Source organism: Methylomonas sp. 2BW1-5-20, from assembly GCF_052474515.1.
Genome location: NZ_CP184127.1, coordinates 428,784 through 444,248, shown reverse-complemented (window position 1 = coordinate 444,248; position 15,465 = coordinate 428,784). Strand labels below are relative to the sequence as shown.

Annotated in this window: 19 protein-coding genes; 7 read left to right on the top strand and 12 right to left on the bottom strand. The window is 53.4% G+C overall.

Translation table 11 applies throughout. The features are described from left to right. Positions 1-15: 15 nt before the first annotated feature. The 7 genes from ACH50O_RS02000 to ACH50O_RS01970 all read right to left on the bottom strand — a co-directional run bounded on the left by ACH50O_RS02000 (position 16) and on the right by ACH50O_RS01970 (position 4,595). The gene (locus ACH50O_RS02000) at positions 16-444 is read right to left on the bottom strand and encodes a hypothetical protein (RefSeq protein ID WP_446810387.1); all 429 of its coding nucleotides are present in this window, start codon (positions 442-444) and stop codon (positions 16-18) included. Then, complete coding sequence (locus tag ACH50O_RS01995) at positions 441-1,049, bottom strand: hypothetical protein (RefSeq protein ID WP_446810386.1); 609 nt, start codon at positions 1,047-1,049, stop codon at positions 441-443. The genes ACH50O_RS02000 and ACH50O_RS01995 overlap by 4 nt, the downstream gene beginning before the upstream one ends. A 91-nt stretch (positions 1,050-1,140) precedes the next feature. Further along, complete coding sequence (locus tag ACH50O_RS01990; protein WP_446810385.1) at positions 1,141-2,166, bottom strand: hypothetical protein; 1,026 nt, start codon at positions 2,164-2,166, stop codon at positions 1,141-1,143. A 26-nt stretch (positions 2,167-2,192) separates the two neighbouring features. Further along, positions 2,193-2,864, bottom strand: coding sequence for a hypothetical protein (locus ACH50O_RS01985; protein ID WP_446810384.1), 672 nt, complete (start codon positions 2,862-2,864; stop codon positions 2,193-2,195). Between the two features lie 79 nt (positions 2,865-2,943). Further along, entirely contained in the window at positions 2,944-3,249 is a 306-nt protein-coding gene (locus ACH50O_RS01980; protein WP_446810383.1) for a hypothetical protein, read from the bottom strand. Between the two features lie 39 nt (positions 3,250-3,288). After that, on the bottom strand, positions 3,289-3,633 hold the full coding sequence (locus ACH50O_RS01975) for a hypothetical protein (RefSeq protein WP_446810382.1): 345 nt from the start codon (positions 3,631-3,633) through the stop codon (positions 3,289-3,291). Then, a complete protein-coding gene (locus ACH50O_RS01970) occupies positions 3,630-4,595 on the bottom strand; it encodes a transglutaminase-like domain-containing protein (protein ID WP_446810381.1) in 966 nt (321 codons plus the stop codon). The genes ACH50O_RS01975 and ACH50O_RS01970 overlap by 4 nt, the downstream gene beginning before the upstream one ends. A gap of 456 nt (positions 4,596-5,051) precedes the next feature. On the opposite strand from ACH50O_RS01970, the gene ACH50O_RS01965 reads away from it, so the two are divergent. Then, a complete protein-coding gene (locus ACH50O_RS01965; protein ID WP_446810380.1) occupies positions 5,052-5,576 on the top strand; it encodes a hypothetical protein in 525 nt (174 codons plus the stop codon). Between the two features lie 178 nt (positions 5,577-5,754). Then, positions 5,755-6,684, top strand: a complete 930-nt coding sequence (locus tag ACH50O_RS01960) for a 2OG-Fe(II) oxygenase (protein ID WP_446810379.1) — start codon at positions 5,755-5,757, stop codon at positions 6,682-6,684. Between the two features lie 262 nt (positions 6,685-6,946). On the opposite strand, the gene ACH50O_RS01955 is transcribed toward ACH50O_RS01960, so the two are convergent. From ACH50O_RS01955 to ACH50O_RS01940, 4 genes are read right to left on the bottom strand one after another with little or no spacing between them, the layout of a single operon-like run. Beyond that, the gene (locus ACH50O_RS01955; RefSeq protein ID WP_446810378.1) at positions 6,947-7,390 is read right to left on the bottom strand and encodes a roadblock/LC7 domain-containing protein; all 444 of its coding nucleotides are present in this window, start codon (positions 7,388-7,390) and stop codon (positions 6,947-6,949) included. A 20-nt stretch (positions 7,391-7,410) separates the two neighbouring features. Then, complete coding sequence (locus ACH50O_RS01950) at positions 7,411-7,824, bottom strand: roadblock/LC7 domain-containing protein (protein ID WP_446810377.1); 414 nt, start codon at positions 7,822-7,824, stop codon at positions 7,411-7,413. 33 nt (positions 7,825-7,857) lie between these two features. Next, positions 7,858-8,406 carry a V4R domain-containing protein gene (locus tag ACH50O_RS01945; protein ID WP_446810376.1) on the bottom strand — a complete coding sequence of 183 codons (549 nt, stop codon included), beginning with the start codon at positions 8,404-8,406 and terminating at the stop codon, positions 7,858-7,860. Positions 8,407-8,428: 22 nt separating this feature from the next. Continuing rightward, complete coding sequence (locus ACH50O_RS01940) at positions 8,429-9,289, bottom strand: OmpA family protein (RefSeq protein WP_446810375.1); 861 nt, start codon at positions 9,287-9,289, stop codon at positions 8,429-8,431. A 327-nt stretch (positions 9,290-9,616) separates the two neighbouring features. Here ACH50O_RS01940 and ACH50O_RS01935 point away from each other — a divergent pair, with 327 nt between their 5' ends. After that, positions 9,617-10,411: an EAL domain-containing protein gene (locus tag ACH50O_RS01935; RefSeq protein ID WP_446810374.1), complete on the top strand. Its 795-nt coding sequence runs from the start codon at positions 9,617-9,619 to the stop codon at positions 10,409-10,411. 16 nt (positions 10,412-10,427) lie between these two features. On the opposite strand, the gene amrS is transcribed toward ACH50O_RS01935, so the two are convergent. Continuing rightward, complete coding sequence (gene amrS, locus ACH50O_RS01930; protein ID WP_446810373.1) at positions 10,428-11,510, bottom strand: AmmeMemoRadiSam system radical SAM enzyme; 1,083 nt, start codon at positions 11,508-11,510, stop codon at positions 10,428-10,430. 155 nt (positions 11,511-11,665) lie between these two features. Between amrS and amrB the strand changes: the two genes are divergently transcribed. From amrB to pgl, 4 genes are all read left to right on the top strand, one after another. Continuing rightward, positions 11,666-12,445 carry an AmmeMemoRadiSam system protein B gene (gene amrB, locus ACH50O_RS01925; protein WP_446810372.1) on the top strand — a complete coding sequence of 260 codons (780 nt, stop codon included), beginning with the start codon at positions 11,666-11,668 and terminating at the stop codon, positions 12,443-12,445. Further along, positions 12,432-12,989 (top strand): AmmeMemoRadiSam system protein A, encoded by a 558-nt coding sequence (gene amrA, locus ACH50O_RS01920; RefSeq protein WP_446812103.1) that lies wholly within the window; start codon positions 12,432-12,434, stop codon positions 12,987-12,989. The genes amrB and amrA overlap by 14 nt, the downstream gene beginning before the upstream one ends. Positions 12,990-13,191: 202 nt before the next feature. Beyond that, positions 13,192-14,658 carry a glucose-6-phosphate dehydrogenase gene (gene zwf, locus ACH50O_RS01915; RefSeq protein WP_446810371.1) on the top strand — a complete coding sequence of 489 codons (1,467 nt, stop codon included), beginning with the start codon at positions 13,192-13,194 and terminating at the stop codon, positions 14,656-14,658. Positions 14,659-14,688: 30 nt separating this feature from the next. Then, a complete protein-coding gene (gene pgl / locus ACH50O_RS01910; protein WP_446810370.1) occupies positions 14,689-15,399 on the top strand; it encodes a 6-phosphogluconolactonase in 711 nt (236 codons plus the stop codon). Positions 15,400-15,465: the final 66 nt, after the last annotated feature.

Sequence of the window (15,465 nt, the reverse complement as noted above, 5' to 3'; positions counted from 1 at the left end):
TTACGCTCAGTTAATTCAGCCGCCATAGGCCGTGTTGTACCAAATACGCCCTAGCAGGCGGCCACCTACCTTTTTCAAGATCTGCTGCCGGTCGTTGACATTGCGAATCGCAAACTCCAACAGACAGCCTTCTTCCAGACGCAACGCCACCGGAAACCCGGACAAGCCCCACGGATTGATGATGTGGGAAAAAGTCAGATAAGGATCGCGCGGCTGGCCGTCGCAACGAATCTGCCATTGGTAACCTGGCGTTTGCACCTCTACCGGGTTCGCGGCATAAACATCGGTGAATTGCGCAAAGTACATCAGCAGCCCGCAGTAATTGCGGTGCAAGCGATAGCTGGCCAAAATCACTTCTTCGCCGAATGCCGGAGCATCGTGAATCGAAGACTCGTCGAAAAAACCGGCATCCTGCGGCACGCCGCAGATTTGGCAGATGTTCATGGCGCGGTGCCGTAGCCTAGAATTTTGTACCCGTGCAGCACCAGATATAGCTCGGCACCCTTGTATATTGAGCCTACCGACACTTCTTGAATTTCGATACGTATCGTCGAGCGCGGCATAAACATCATCGGTTTTGCCAGCGGCCGAAACGGCCGTTCGCCACTGGCTTCGCCCAGGCCGGCAATATTGTGTATCGGTTGATTTTGCAGCTCCCTACCGCTACCGCTGTCGACGATGCTGTATTTAAAGTCGATACCGCAAGCTTTAACAAATAGCGCTTGGCTCAGTAGCCGCTGATCCGCTTCTGTCAACTGTGCAATCAAGCCATTCAGACCTTCGGCCACCAGCGGAATCGGCGCCGACGCTTGAATATCCAGCTTGGCGGGGATAAAGCTGTAGCCGATTGACACCGCGACGAACACGCCCTCGGTACTGATATTAATCACATCCTGTAGCCGATTGCCGAAATTGCCTTGCAGCTGGAATTTGGCCACGTAATCGTAGGGAATTTCCTTGGTGGTCGGCGCGACAGCGGAGGCAGGGCTGCCCTCCGCTATGGGCCGCTGGTAGCCCGGCTCCTGACCTAACTGAAGTCCTGCTCTCATGATCGTGATCTCCCATGGTTTTGCCTGCCGTCATCATTGTGGCCGCGAAAACCGGCACTCGGCAGTAGCATAATGAATGTCAAGATTTGCATTACCATAGCGGCTTCCAGACGTCGGGAGGACTGGACGGCACATGCCAACGGGTTTGCAGCGGCTGTTCCGGTTCGTAACGTTCCAGGCCGTTCACGCCGTCTTGTTTGACATAGCCTTCCACGCCTTGCATATCCTGGTCGTCGGCAAAACCTTGCAGTTCGTCCTCGCCGTCATAACCGGCAAATTCGTCGTCCGCGTCCAAACCTTGCATCAGTTCGTCGTCGGGTCCGTACAAATCGCCGCCGTCGGCATAGCCTTGCAACTCGTCGTCCGCGGCCAGACCTTGTAACTCATCCTCGGCAAACCCAGACATCGCTTGCGCAACATCATAAGGCTTGTGCTGTTGGCAATTACAGCCGGACAACCCAGCCTGTTTCATCAGCGGTGCGGCCGCCGTCAGCGCTTCCGTGCCGCCCGGTATCGCCGACGCCACTTGTCTGACCATAGGTATGGCTTGCTGTAAATAAGGGCTGACAGCTTTCAGAGCCAAACGGGCCGGCTGAAACTGCAAGGCTCTTTTACCCAATTTGCGCAATTTGCTCCAAAATCCGCCGACATTACCCAGTCCATCTACACCTTGCAGGTACTGATACAAATTACCGTCGGGGCCTTGGCGGATTTCGCCGACATAACCCAGACCCATGATTTGATCCAGACTGTCTTCGTCGATACCGTAGAATTGTTCCGGTTCGCCAAGCCCTTGGACTTGATAGACATTGCCGTCCGGCGCTGCATATAACTCGCCGATGCCGTCCTGGCCTTGAATGCCGGCTTGCCGAAGAAACGGCGTGGCTGCGGTAAGCACTGCGGAGCCGCCCGGAATAAAAGGCGCAAAATGACGGGCGATCGGCAACGCTCGTTTCAGGCCGTGCTTGACTCGGCTCCAGAACCCGCCTACCGGATTGCCGAGACCGTCGACTCCCTGCACGAATTGATACAACTGGCCGTCCGGTCCCTGACGCACTTCGCCCAGATAACCGATGCCCATCATCTGCGTGACATCGCTTTCGCTTAAATATTGCATGATATTTCTCCTGTCGGCTGCGGGACTTACTGCACGTCGCGGGTCAGATAACCGTCCAGCACCACCCATATGCGTAACGGTCCGATCACGTTAGCCAGACGTTTTTCCGGCGAATCGACGCTTAGTTCCGACCCAGGCAAACCTTGCGGAAAAGCCAACTCCACCCGAAAATTTTGCTGCGACTCGATAAACACCGGCTCCGCGAAGCGGAAGGTGGCGGTGGGATCGGGTTCGCCGTGATTGCTGACAGTCGGGAAACCGGGGCTGATACCGGCCCCGGACGGAAACCAGAAAGTCGGCATCTCGATCATGGTTTTTTCGCCGACGATCAGGGAAATGACCGAGTTGTAGATCAGGTCGGCCAGGATTTCGCTTTCGCTAGTTACAGCCAGACTTTCAAGTTCCACACTGCCGCCGGCGCCGCCTTTCGGTGTGATTTTTTTCTTTTCGGCGATGCGCATATTCGAGACGATAACCCGCAGCGCGCGGGCTTCGAAGGTATTCAAACTCGGTAACACCCCGGCCGCCTGCATATTGGTTTCCAAGCGGGTTTTGCCTTGCACATCGACAAAAAATCGAATCACGCGCGGATCGGTCATAAAATCCTTAAAGATCTTTTTCGGATCTTTATCCGATACGTGAAACGCGTCGTACAGCGGTGCGTGCAGTTTTTCTTTCACGCCTTGCATCTTGGCCATGACCATCTCCTCAACTAATGTAGTTTTATCGATTCAATCAATCCGCATCAGGCGGTTTGAAAAGGTTTACCTGCGGTATTCAGCTAATTCGTTCGTACAAGCGGCCGTCTTCGCCGAGGAAATAGCGGCCCAGCGTTTGGCTCGCGGCCATCGACGCGGTCTCGTCAACATCGGCTAAGCCACCGATTTCGGCGTTGCCTGTTTGGTAAAGCTGACCGTCTTCTCCGAGAAAGAATTGCCCTGCCCCAGGCTCATCCTCTGTAGCTGGCAAGTCCTGCAACTGATACAAAACGCCGTCCTCACCCAGAAACAAACTTTGCGTTCCCAGGCAGCCGGGATTTACGATCATCAATTCGTCCAAGCCCAATTGCCGGTCGCTACTCATATCAGTCTCCGAAGTTTGCGGTTTGTTGCAGCCATTGGCCTAACCTTCGATACCTTGCGCCGTGACCCGATAACTACCGCCGACAATGTAAAGTTGCGTGCCTTCGACGTTACTGACCAGTCTGGGCGGATCGTCCATCCGGTGGATGTAAGTCAGCTTTTGTCCCTGCTGGCCCCTGTCGGAGCGATAGATCACACCGACCAATTCGCCCAGCTCCACCACAACGGGCGGGATGGTTCGACAATGCTTAACCGTCATCACGCCGGTTGCGCCGAAGCTGTTGAAACGGTTGTATAAAGCTTCGGCTTGCGTCAACTGTTCTTCCTTAACCGCATCGAACACCCGTCCACTACCCGCTGAAAACGGTGGCTGATGCGTGGTCATTTTCCTGGCCTGCGTAGTGTGTGCGGTTGTAATTCCACCGCACGCATCGATTGCATCTTCACTGGCCTGACCGAACCCACAGCCTTCAAAGCCACCGGCCTTAAGGTTTGCATTGCGGCGGGCGCCATTACGGGTTTTGGCGTTGCATGCATATGGTTGGGTGACAACAGCCGCCACTCATGCAACAGACGTTCAAGCCGTTTAGTCAGGCGTGGACGCGGTTTGGCTGCCAGACCTTGCCGCCAAACCCGTCGCAACATCGCTTGCAACCATGCGCTTTTTTGTAATAAATGCCGATGCCGCAACATTTGCCACAATGCCTTAATACGCGGATCGTGCGGTTTGAATGCTTCGTGGCGGATGGCTCGCAGCAAATCCGGTAGTAGCGAAGACACGTCAGGAGTTGCATCCAGGCCGTGTAATGTGACGCTATCCGCTGCCTCCACACGTCGCGGCAAGGCTACAATTTTTTTTACCGGCGCTTGTGACGACCAACCCATCGCATGCGGCATCGTCGCGTCCAGCGCCAGCCATTGATCTCGATACAGCACTTCCAGATAAATATGACTGAACTGGTCCGGTCGCGCCGGATTGGCCCCGCTTAACACCAACCTGACCGGATGACCGATGGCTTCCAGCATCGAGCCGAGCAGAATGGTCATATCGTCGCAATCGCCTGCCCGCAGCTGCAACATGCGCTTAGCCGAATGCAGCACCTCCACTCGAAAGGTATCCTTGGTATAGCGAATGTTTTGTTGTACCCATTCGAATAAGGCTTTGATTTCGGCCAGATAGTCCTTGGGCTTGACCGCGCGCTGCAGCAAAATGTCGATCGCCGACTGGCGTACCGTAAAGTCTTTCGCCCCGGTTTTGATCAACTCGCAGACTTGTTCCACCGTCTGCAAGGTGCCCGGATAACCGCTGGGGATTTGTCTGATCTGGATGTTAGGTTGCGTGGGCATAGTGGTTTAGCTTCCGGTGTTTTGCTTATCCAACAGTGGGATCAAAGTCGTCTAAAGCTAATACAGCAACCCCCATGCCAGGAACGACAGCAATCGACTTACAGATATAAGCCATTGTTTTTAATAATTATTAAAAACAAAATCCCAATCTTGCTTAGCAGACAAAGCCGTTCGGCTTCATAAAATTTATGATGCCGAGACCTCATGGAAATACGCTTGATGATTGACTCGGCATGACAATTACGCCGGTCATAAAAATTATGACCGGACTCATGAAATTTATGAGCAGCACGGCAGTGGATAGCCGAGCGCATTGACTACGGCAACGGCGGTTTCTCCAGACTTATTTTGTTAGAAAACTTCCGGCAAAACCCTTATTCTGTAGCCGCTGCCTTAAAACTTCGGCAGCAGGGAAACTACCCTACCTACACCCGGAACTCGGCTGAGATTAAAACCATGAACGATTCAAAAACCCGGCTGGACAAAATCAACGCCCGGATCAGAAACAACCCGGTGCTTTCCTTATTGATAGTCGTCAGCACCCTGGTAATCGGCTTGTCGAGCTTTACCAATGCCACCCGCAACCTGATGGATCTGTTTAGCGGCGCGGAACAGCGGCCACCGATCAACGGACTATGGCAAGCTCAGGTAAGCTACGACTGGCCCAACGCCAATTATCAAGAAAGCTTTAATTTCGCCGGTAGCGGCCGGCAGCTATACGGCAGCGCGTCGTTTACCGGCAGCGTGAACGGCATTTTGGAAGGCGAGATCTCGGGCGATACCTTGCGTTTTATTACCAAGACGCCCGAATATATAGGCTCTGGGGCCATACAAGAAGCTGTCCATCGCTATCAGGGGAAAATTGTCGGCGACGAAATTAAATTCGCGATGCAGACCGAAGGCGGTTTTTCGGCGCATGTGCCTATTGAATTTACCGCAAAAAGAAACGGCGATCCGTTACCGACCCAACCGGCTCCCTAGTGAGCCGGACGTTGGTCACGGAATTAACACGCACCTTTCCACAGTTGATGCTAAAACGGAAAACGGCTTCCAATACCGTAACAAATTTAGCTGCCGTTTTCCATACCATTCGAGTCTGTACCCCCATTGCCTCCAACTATACAACCTTCACATATCATTCAAATTAGGAGTTTAGCCGTTGTTCTCGCAGCCCATCCACCACGATAACCCGTTCCCCTTTTTTTATGTCAATTCGGCATTCTCTGAAGAGCAGTGTGCCGCACTCGAGGATTTATTTTTGCAAGACGGTGAGTGGCAGCATCGGGATGGGGCGTTTTACCGGTGTTCTCTTAGAGATGTTACCGAATATATTCCCGCTGCATTTCAAGCGGAAGTGCTCGGCAGAATGCGCGAGATTACCGGATTGCCACTCACGAATCGCGTTCTGGTCACCGCTCAGCGTATGCTGCCCGGACAAGTTATTGGTATACACAGCGACCGGCCGCTAGTGGGGTACGAGATTGCTCGACTGGTCGTGCAACTCAATCAGCAATGGCAAGCCGAGCATGGCGGAGTTCTGGAATTATTCGCTTCGCCGGAGAGTGCAGCGGTTTGTAGGGTTAATCCCGAGTACAACAAAGCCTTTGGCTTTCTGCTACACGCCGATTCATACCACGGTGTCACCGAGGTTACCCGGCCGCGCCAAACAGTCGTTTTCAATTTCTGGCATGCGGCGAACACACCGGCACTTGCCGCGCACATTCAGGCCTTGTTTGCCAACATGCATTTCTCCGAACTGCCGGCGGCACTCGATCCAGTGGTGTCGACTGCGGAATCGAGTCTGCCCGAGGAGACGACATTTCATGCCGGCACGGCTGCGCTTGCACTCCATCGCTGGGGCTATGATGAGACTACCGTTATCACCGGGTACCGGCACAGCGCCGGATTAGCTATCTACAAGAATAACGATGCCGAGACTTATGCCGCAGTGCTATTGGCGGATTGGGTTGCGTATTTGTACCGGGATTCGTTTGATCTGGCACGTTGGAAGACCTTGCGCCGCGAACTTGAAGGAATAGAAATGTTTACACGCCTGATGCCTACCTGGCGGCTTTGTCTGCCGGAATAGACCCTTTTCTATCGATCATCCTATTCCATTGAATGGCGGAATATTGATCTACACCTGCCACCAGTTATTGGAGGATTGTATAATATGCATTCCTCATGGCCAAGATTAGCGAAGAAGTTAACCCTCAACTTTCTGACGCATTGCTAATCATTTCTACGGCCCCATTTAAAACTTGTAAGCAAGCTGTGCAGAATGATAGAAACAAGAGCAAACGAGGGTTGATACAGCCAACTTCGAAATCGGACTTTACTCTTATTTCGGTTTATTTAGCCTGACTCAAAACCGAAGCCAAATTCACACCCTTGGGACTGGAGATACACAAAATGATAGGTCCGACGCTGAGCATCGCCAGCTTGTTGACGGCACCGACAATGACGATCTGTTCGATCTCGCCGAGCCCTAAGGAGGTTTCGCCGTGCTGGGCGGCGCGGATCGTTTCCTGAATGATCGCCCCGAACGCATCCATGTTGGAGGCTTCGGCGGATTGGGCCAGGATCAGGCCGTCGTGGTAGGCCGCGCAGGCGCTCACGCCCTTGATTTTCACAACCTTATCCACCAAGGCCTGCACCGCGTCGATGAATGCCGCACGCTTTTGCCGGGTGATTTCGCTGACATTGACGATGTCGGCGGCCGGTTGCCGTCGCGCAGAAAGATAGTCGTCGGCGAGCGTATCCAGCCGCACCAACTGCGATTCAAACCAATGCATGTTCTGGCTCTGGGCAGCGTTTAGTTGGACAGATAACTGGTGAACAATTTTTTCAACACCGGAATGGTTTCTTTCAATTCGAACCGCACCCGGCCCAATAGGGCCTCGCGTTGCGTTACCAGAGCGAGAATAAAACCCGCGTCTATCGGCGTGGATAAAATATAACCGTCGGCGTTTTCGCAGATCACCATATTGGTCAAATGATGGCCGACGTGCTGCGCCGCTTTCGCCGCCGCGCCGAACACCACCTGCACCGAGGCGCCGATGGCGTCGGTGTTGATTTCGAAATCGCGGTGAATATGCGTGACAAAGCCGTCGCTATCGACAATGGCCGCCGCCGACACTCCCTGGATGTTCATCAGATTACGCAAGATGGAATCGATTTCGTTGTTCTGAGATTTTCGAGGATCGAGAAATTGGACATTACTGCTCATATTGCACTCCTGATTCTTTTATTGATTATCAACCTATAGTAAATCCACGCGGATCAAGCAGGTTTTGTCGCCCAATGCATTGCACTTGGTTTCGGTGGCCTTTACATTGCGATTGAAAAAGGTTCTGACGATGCCGCCGACCATGCCGGCTTCGAAATGGCAGATCGGCGCGGAGACGTTATGGATACCGGCGCAGGAAACGCATTCGTCCACCCGCAATTCCAGTACACCGGCCGACAAGTCCACTTTATCCGGCACCACTAGGCCGATGCTGAGCTGCCGGCACAGCAGCTTGATTTTGCCGACATAGGTTTCCAGGTCCTTGTCGATATTGGCGGCGGCAATCTGGCCCATGGCCAAGCCCAAACTTTGCCCTGAATGGTAAACCAGCGAGGGTGCACCCTGCCCCAATATGTCTTCCACGTTCGATCCCAAAGCCACCATGCGCAGAGCTTGAAACAAGCGGATCGGAATCAAGGGCCCCAGATCCTTCCGATTTTCGATATCGAATTCGCCGGAAATAATGCCGTCGAGAATTTGCTGCTGGGCGATCTGATAGTCTGATTTAGAGTTTTGTAACATAAGGTCCACCTCTTAAATTCGGTTAATTATCCACACACTGCAGTTCGACCCGACGGTTTAAGGCCTGGCCCTCTCTGGTATCGTTCGGTGCCGCCGGTTTTCTCATGCCTTCCGATGCGGTGAGGATGCTTGTGGCGCCGATGCCGTTGGCGATCAATAATTTTTTTACCGCATTTGCCCGCGCCAATCCCAACTGCAAGTTACCGGCATCGCCGCCCAAGTTACAGGTGTGCCCGGTCAGTTTAATCCGGCTCACACAGCTTTTTGCCGCATTCAGCAACTCGCCGTTGCTGTTGGTCGATTCCGGCGTCAATCTGCTGGAATCGAATTTGAAATACACGGTAAATGGCACCGCGTTAGCAGCCTTTGCAAGGTTATTGGCGGGCGATTTGGGAATACCCGCCGCGGTCGGTTCGCTGGGTAACTCAGGCAGCGGTTCCGGGGCCTGTATATTGGCGCCGCCGGCGGTCGACCGCTGCGTGTCCGGGTTCGCCGCAAGCGCGTTGTCCGGTTTAGCCTCGGCAATCAAGGTTGGCGTCGAGTCGGCCGGCGGTTTCGGCGTCTCGGTATCGGCGTTGTCCGTGGCTACAAGCGGTTCTAACGCATGGTTTGTGGCCGGCGGATTGGTTGGCTCGGCCTGCTGACTCAGGGCCGCGGTCCGTTCCGGAACAGCTTCCGGCTTTTGCAATACGCCGGGTATCAATACCGCGACCAAGGCCAGTAAACCGATCACGCCAAGCAACCACGACACTTTGCTGTGCATCGGCTTTTTTAAGGTTTTGTCTGATTTGCCTTGCGGATTGCCGGATTTCAGCCGTGCATTATTCGTGGACGGGATAATGCCATCCAAGCCGTCGTGATCGAGCGATCGAGGTTTTTTCATGCAATTTCCTTGTTTCCGTTCACCAGAAGCAGCCGCAAAATTTCCCGGTATCTTGCACGCAAGCACCCGCTGAAATCTGCCCGGCTATCATAGGCAGTTTTCTATATATAATCAAAATTCATAGTGGTTCAAATAATTAAATTTTAGGGTTTGACATTGAACGCCTTAACTGCGTTTAAAAACAAACCCTATCCGGCGCCAGTGGTGCGTTGCGAATTAAATGTCGATTCCGAGAACTTCGCTACACTTCATAATACTGATCGCAGAGAAAGCACCCCGCTTAAGCAAGGATGACCAACATCCCGATATCGATTACGAGAACCAGCCATGCCGCAAAAATCCGAGCCACCTTCTCCGCTAGCCCAAGCCAATACCGACTTACCCAGTTGTCATCATTGCCGGGACCTGGACGAGTTGGATTTTGAATTTAGCTTTGCCTATCAACCCATCGTCAATTTTTTTGCCCGGACTATTTTTGCTCACGAAGCCTTGGTACGCGGGATTAACGGGGAATCGGCGGTATCGGTGTTATCCAGGGTAACTGACGAAAACCGCTATCGCTTCGATCAAAATTGCCGGATTAAAGCCGTGGAAGGCGCCGCTAAGCTGGGTATACAAGAGTTCGTTTCGATTAATTTTATGCCGAATGCGGTGTACCAACCGGAAGCCTGCATCCGTTCGACTTTCGAAGCGGCGCAAAAATACAATTTTTCCAAGGACCGCATCATTTTCGAAGTGGTCGAGGGCGAGGACGTTTCCGACCGGCCGCATCTGATCAATATATTCACCGAATATCGCCGCTTCGGCTTCAAGACCGCGATCGACGATTTCGGCGCGGGCTATGCCGGCCTGAACCTACTCGCCGAATTCCAGCCCGATGTGCTTAAGCTGGATATGGATCTGGTACGCGACATCAACCTTAGCAAGCCCAAACAGGCGATAGTGGCCGGGGTTGTGCAAATTTGCCGCGAACTCAGCATCGAAGTACTGGCCGAAGGTATCGAAACCAAGGCCGAGCGGGATTTTCTGTTGGCCTGCGGCGTCACGCTGTTTCAAGGTTATTTGTTCTGCAAACCCGCATTTCAGGCTATCGGCCGGATCAATCCGGACGCCTGGTCGTGACCATCTACCTTACACTTTAAAAGTGCACCGTTTGGCGTTTGGCGCCCCAATCGCCCGGTAACGGATTGAAAAAACCCGCGCAGGCACTGCCGCAAAACCGGCAATTGCCGGCGGCATCCAGATTCCAATCCGACAGTTCGTACCAATCGCGACCGATCAAAACTTTGCCGCAACCGTGGCAATAAGTGCTCTCCGCCGACTTGTCGTGGACATTGCCGACATAGGCGTAACGCACGCCGTTTTTCAAGGCTATGCTGCGAGCCAATAACAAAGTCGAGCGCGGTGTGGGCGGCGTATCCGGCATTTTCCAATCCGGATGAAAGGCGGTGAAATGCATCGGCACATCCGGCCCCAAATGCTCGACCACCCATTGCGTCATCGCTTCCAATTCGGCCTGGGAATCGTTCGCGCCGGGAATCAGCAATGTGGTCAGCTCGAACCAAACCGGGGTTTCGTGTTTCAAATATTGCAAGGTTTCCAGCACCGGCTGCAAATGGCCGCCTGTGACTTTGCGATAAAAATCCTCGCTAAAGGCTTTTAAATCGACGTTAGCGGCGTCCATATAGCGGTAAAACTCGGCGCGCGGTTCGGCACAAACATAGCCGGCGGTCACCGCCACCGATTTCAAACCCAGTTCCCGGCAAGCCTGCGCGGTGTCGATGGCGTATTCGTGAAAGATCACCGGGTCGTTGTAGGTGTAAGCGACACTGCCGCATCCGTGTTCCAGCGCGGCCCTGGCGATGGTTTCCGGCGATGCCAGACTCATCAAGGTGTCCATTTCCCGCGACTTGCTGATGTCCCAATTCTGGCAAAACTTGCAGGCCAAATTGCAGCCGGCGGTGCCGAAGGAAAAAATCGGCGTACCGGGCAAAAAATGATTTAGCGGTTTTTTCTCGATAGGATCGATGGCAAAACCGCTGGAGCGGCCGTAACTGGTCATCACAATCTGCGCATCCAAATTCTGCCGCACAAAACACAATCCGCGCTGGCCTTCGTGCAATTTGCAAAAGCGCGGGCACAGATCGCACTGCACTTTGCCGTCCGTCAAAACATGCCAGTAGCGGGTGGCAACCGTGTTTGCGTTAAGTCGTGTGGTCATGGCAATGCTCCTTGAACCCCAAGCATAAAATCGGGTTGTTATCTGCGAGAGTTAGCAGTAGAATAAACCCTAGGCGAGCGGGGTATTCAATTTTTTAATTCTCCGCGCTACGCCCGGCCTCTGATCGTATTAAAACTTTAAAAAAGGATCAGCGCATGAACAGAAAACCCGCCGTTGCAGGACGGTTTTATCCTGCCCAGCCCCAACAACTCCATGACGCCGTGATCGGCTATTTAGCCGACGTAAGGCAGACCGGCCAAGTACCCAAGGCCATGATCGTGCCGCATGCCGGCTACATCTATTCCGGGCCGATTGCCGCCACCGCCTATGCCCGCTTAAAGCCGGCCGCAGCCAGCATCACCCGGGTGGTATTGATAGGCCCTTCACATCGTGTAGCGTTTCGCGGCCTGGCAGTCAGTAGAACGCACGCCTATAACACGCCGCTCGGCGACGTCGAAGTCGACCTAACCGCGATAGCCGAATTGCTGCAATTGCCATTTGTCGAATATATCGAGCAAGCTCATACCCTGGAGCACAGCCTGGAAGTGCACCTGCCATTTCTGCAGGAAGTTTTGCAAAAATTCACGCTGATCCCTATCGTCGCCGGCGACGCCAGTCCCGAGCAAGTCAGTCAGGTGTTGGACATGCTGTGGGGCGGCAAGGAAACCCTGATAGTCGTCAGTTCGGACCTCAGCCACTATCACGACTACGACACCGCGCTACGATTGGACAAGGCTACCAGCCAAATGATCGAACAATTGCAATACAAAGAAATTTGCGGAGAAGACGCTTGCGGCAAAGTGCCGGTCAACGGCTTATTGAAGTTACTGAAACAAAAAGGCCTATCGATCAAAACCATAGACCTGCGCAACTCCGGCGATACCGCCGGCGATAAACAACAAGTGGTGGGTTATGGCGCTTATGTCGTGGACTGAAACCGAGAAAACTCAATTGCTGGCACTAGCCCGGCAATCCATAGTCCACGGCCTGGAAACCGGGGGGCAGCTACCAGTCGATCTGGACGATTACCCCGAGGCATTGCGCCAAATACGCGCGACCTTCATTACCCTGGAACGCGGCGGGCAGTTGCGCGGATGTATCGGCATGCTGGAAGCCGTCAGACCGCTAGCGCAAGACGTAGCCGAAAATGCGTTTGCCGCCGCCTTTCGCGATCCTCGCTTTCCGCCCCTTTCAAACGGCGAGCTGGCAGACCTCGAACTGCATATCTCCATCCTTAATCCCGCGACCGCGATGAGCTTCGATACTGAAGCGGCTCTGATCGCCCAACTTCGTCCCGGTATAGATGGCGTGATTTTGCAAGAAGGCGGCCGGCGCGGCACTTTTTTACCTTCAGTGTGGGACGATTTGCCGGACCCCAAACAATTCTTGCAACACCTGAAGCAAAAAGCCGGCTTGCCCTCCAACTATTGGTCGGAAACCATCAAAGCTTATCGCTACACCACCGAGATGTTCGGCTGACCGGCAAGCGTTTCATGTTCCGCAAACCCAAGTAAATCCGGCCTTTGCGGCCTTTAATCTTGTTCCGAGCGGCCAACGAACATTATAATGTCGGCATTTTCGACTGATCCGGGCCTGGAGTTTTCTGCAAATTGCGCTTTTTGCGTACTGCATTCGACCAGCCAAAGCCGATCAAACATCTTCTTCATTCCTGGTATCACTAATGAAAAACCACAATTACAAGCCCTGCGACCTAGTCATCTACGGCGCATTGGGAGATTTATCAAAACGAAAGCTGCTGATTTCCTTATACCGACTGGAACAATCCAAACTATTGGAGCCGGACACCCGCATCATCGGCGTTGACCGCCTGGACGAAACCAGCGAAGGTTTTGTCGAAATCGCCCATAACAGCCTGAAATCGCACTTAAGCATACCGATCGATGACGAAATTTGGAGCAGCTTAGCTAATCGGCTGTCGTATATAAAAATCGACCTGACGCAACCGGAGCAATATCTAAAACTGAATGACGCTGTCGACGCCGAGAAACGGGTGATGGTCAACTATTTCGCGGTCGCGCCGTTTTTGTTCAAAAATATTTGCCAAGGCCTGCAAAGTTGCGGGGTATTGACCCGCGAATCGCGCATGGTGATGGAAAAACCCATCGGCAACGACTTGAAATCGTCCAAGGAAATCAATGATGTGGTCGCTGACGTATTTCACGAAGACCAGGTTTACCGGATCGACCACTATCTGGGCAAAGAAACCGTATTGAATTTGCTGGCGTTGCGTTTCGCCAACTCGATCTTCACCACCAACTGGAACCACAATACCATCGACCATATCCAGATTACGGTCGGCGAGGACATCGGCATCGAAGGCCGCTGGGAATACTTCGACAAAACCGGCCAGCTGCGCGACATGCTGCAAAATCATTTGCTGCAAATTCTGACCTTCGTCGCCATGGAGCCGCCCGCCGACCTGGAAGCGGAAAGCATCCACATGGAAAAAATCAAGGTATTGAAATCCTTACGGCCGATCACCGCGCGCAATGTGGAAGAAAAAACCGTGCGCGGCCAATATACCGCCGGCTTCATCAAAGGCTCGGCGGTGCCGGGTTATCTGGAAGAGGAAGGCGCCAATAAGGAAAGCACCACCGAGAGCTTCGTGGCGATTCGGGTGGACATCGACAACTGGCGCTGGGCCGGCGTGCCGTTTTATATGCGCACCGGCAAACGCATGCCCAACAAACGCACCGAGATCGTAGTCAACTTCAAGCAATTGCCGCATAACATCTTTAAGGATAGCTTCCGCGATCTGCCGGCCAATAAACTGGTCATCCATTTACAGCCAAACGAAGGCGTGGACGTGGTGATGCTGAACAAGGTGCCGGGTATCGACGGCAACATCAAATTGCAACAAACCAAGCTGGACTTGAGTTTTTCCGAAACCTTTAAGAAAAACAGTATTTTCGGCGGTTACGAAAAACTGATTCTGGAAGCCCTGCGCGGCAACCCGACCCTGTTTTTAAGCCGCGAGGAAATCGAACAAGCCTGGGCCTGGGTCGACTCGATCCAAGACGCCTGGGCGCAAAGCCACAGCGCTCCAAAATCTTACCCGGCGGGCAGCTGGGGGCCGATTGCCTCGGTGGCATTATTGGCCCGCGACGGCCGCGCCTGGGAAGAGTAATTATCTGTATCCATCACGAGAACAACGAACATGGTTAGAGAATTTTTTTTCGAACAACGCAGTCACCTGTTTACCGCATTGGTTGCCGAATGTCAGGATGTTTTGTCCGAAGCAGTCAGTAAACACGGCCAGGCGACTTTATTGGTGTCCGGCGGTACCACCCCGGCCCCGCTTTACGAAGCCTTATCCAAATCCGATCTGAATTGGAAAAAAATCAAGGTAGCACTAGTGGACGAACGCTGGGTAGACAGTCAACATAGTGCCAGCAACGAAGCCTTGATCCGCCGCAGCCTGCTGATCAACAATGCCAAAAACGTCGATTTCATCGGCATGAAAACGCCGGCCGACACCGCCGAGCAGGGTCAAGCCGAAACCGAAGGCCGTTACGCCAAACTGCCGCAGCCGTTTACGCTAAGCATCGTCGGCATGGGTCCGGACGGTCATACCGCCTCGCTGTTTCCGCATGCCGAAGGTTTGGCGGCGGCGCTTAGCGAAGATAACCAGCAACTGACAGCCGCCATCACCGCCAATCAAAGCGAAGTAACCGGCCCCAATGTCGAACGCCTGACTTTAACTCGCAACGCGCTGTTGAAATCCGAACGCATCGTGATTCTGTTTACCGGCGAAGATAAATTAGCGGTATTCAGTAGCGCCCAAAAGCCGGGCCCTGTGGAAGACATGCCGATTCGTGCCTTGTTGAATCAGGAAGACGTGCCCGTCGAATTGTACTGGGCCCCTTAGCCGCTTAAATGTAGGGTGGGTTAGACGCGCATAACCTGATCACTCTCGATTCCAAAACGCTGTTCG

What these genes read in the sequence shown, in the direction of transcription:
- amrS (WP_446810373.1), bottom strand. Translation starts at nt 11,510, where the DNA reads ATGACCACACGACTTAACGCAAACACGGTTGCCACCCGCTACTGGCAT.
- ACH50O_RS01945 (WP_446810376.1), bottom strand. Translation starts at nt 8,406, where the DNA reads ATGTTACAAAACTCTAAATCAGACTATCAGATCGCCCAGCAGCAAATT.
- ACH50O_RS01970 (WP_446810381.1), bottom strand. Translation starts at nt 4,595, where the DNA reads ATGCCCACGCAACCTAACATCCAGATCAGACAAATCCCCAGCGGTTAT.
- amrB (WP_446810372.1), top strand. Translation starts at nt 11,666, where the DNA reads ATGAACAGAAAACCCGCCGTTGCAGGACGGTTTTATCCTGCCCAGCCC.
- ACH50O_RS01940 (WP_446810375.1), bottom strand. Translation starts at nt 9,289, where the DNA reads ATGAAAAAACCTCGATCGCTCGATCACGACGGCTTGGATGGCATTATC.
- ACH50O_RS01985 (WP_446810384.1), bottom strand. Translation starts at nt 2,864, where the DNA reads ATGGCCAAGATGCAAGGCGTGAAAGAAAAACTGCACGCACCGCTGTAC.
- ACH50O_RS01980 (WP_446810383.1), bottom strand. Translation starts at nt 3,249, where the DNA reads ATGAGTAGCGACCGGCAATTGGGCTTGGACGAATTGATGATCGTAAAT.
- ACH50O_RS02000 (WP_446810387.1), bottom strand. Translation starts at nt 444, where the DNA reads ATGAACATCTGCCAAATCTGCGGCGTGCCGCAGGATGCCGGTTTTTTC.
- zwf (WP_446810371.1), top strand. Translation starts at nt 13,192, where the DNA reads ATGAAAAACCACAATTACAAGCCCTGCGACCTAGTCATCTACGGCGCA.
- ACH50O_RS01975 (WP_446810382.1), bottom strand. Translation starts at nt 3,633, where the DNA reads ATGACCACGCATCAGCCACCGTTTTCAGCGGGTAGTGGACGGGTGTTC.
- ACH50O_RS01995 (WP_446810386.1), bottom strand. Translation starts at nt 1,049, where the DNA reads ATGAGAGCAGGACTTCAGTTAGGTCAGGAGCCGGGCTACCAGCGGCCC.
- ACH50O_RS01955 (WP_446810378.1), bottom strand. Translation starts at nt 7,390, where the DNA reads ATGCATTGGTTTGAATCGCAGTTGGTGCGGCTGGATACGCTCGCCGAC.
- ACH50O_RS01950 (WP_446810377.1), bottom strand. Translation starts at nt 7,824, where the DNA reads ATGAGCAGTAATGTCCAATTTCTCGATCCTCGAAAATCTCAGAACAAC.
- ACH50O_RS01990 (WP_446810385.1), bottom strand. Translation starts at nt 2,166, where the DNA reads ATGCAATATTTAAGCGAAAGCGATGTCACGCAGATGATGGGCATCGGT.
- ACH50O_RS01935 (WP_446810374.1), top strand. Translation starts at nt 9,617, where the DNA reads ATGCCGCAAAAATCCGAGCCACCTTCTCCGCTAGCCCAAGCCAATACC.
- amrA (WP_446812103.1), top strand. Translation starts at nt 12,432, where the DNA reads ATGTCGTGGACTGAAACCGAGAAAACTCAATTGCTGGCACTAGCCCGG.
- ACH50O_RS01965 (WP_446810380.1), top strand. Translation starts at nt 5,052, where the DNA reads ATGAACGATTCAAAAACCCGGCTGGACAAAATCAACGCCCGGATCAGA.
- pgl (WP_446810370.1), top strand. Translation starts at nt 14,689, where the DNA reads ATGGTTAGAGAATTTTTTTTCGAACAACGCAGTCACCTGTTTACCGCA.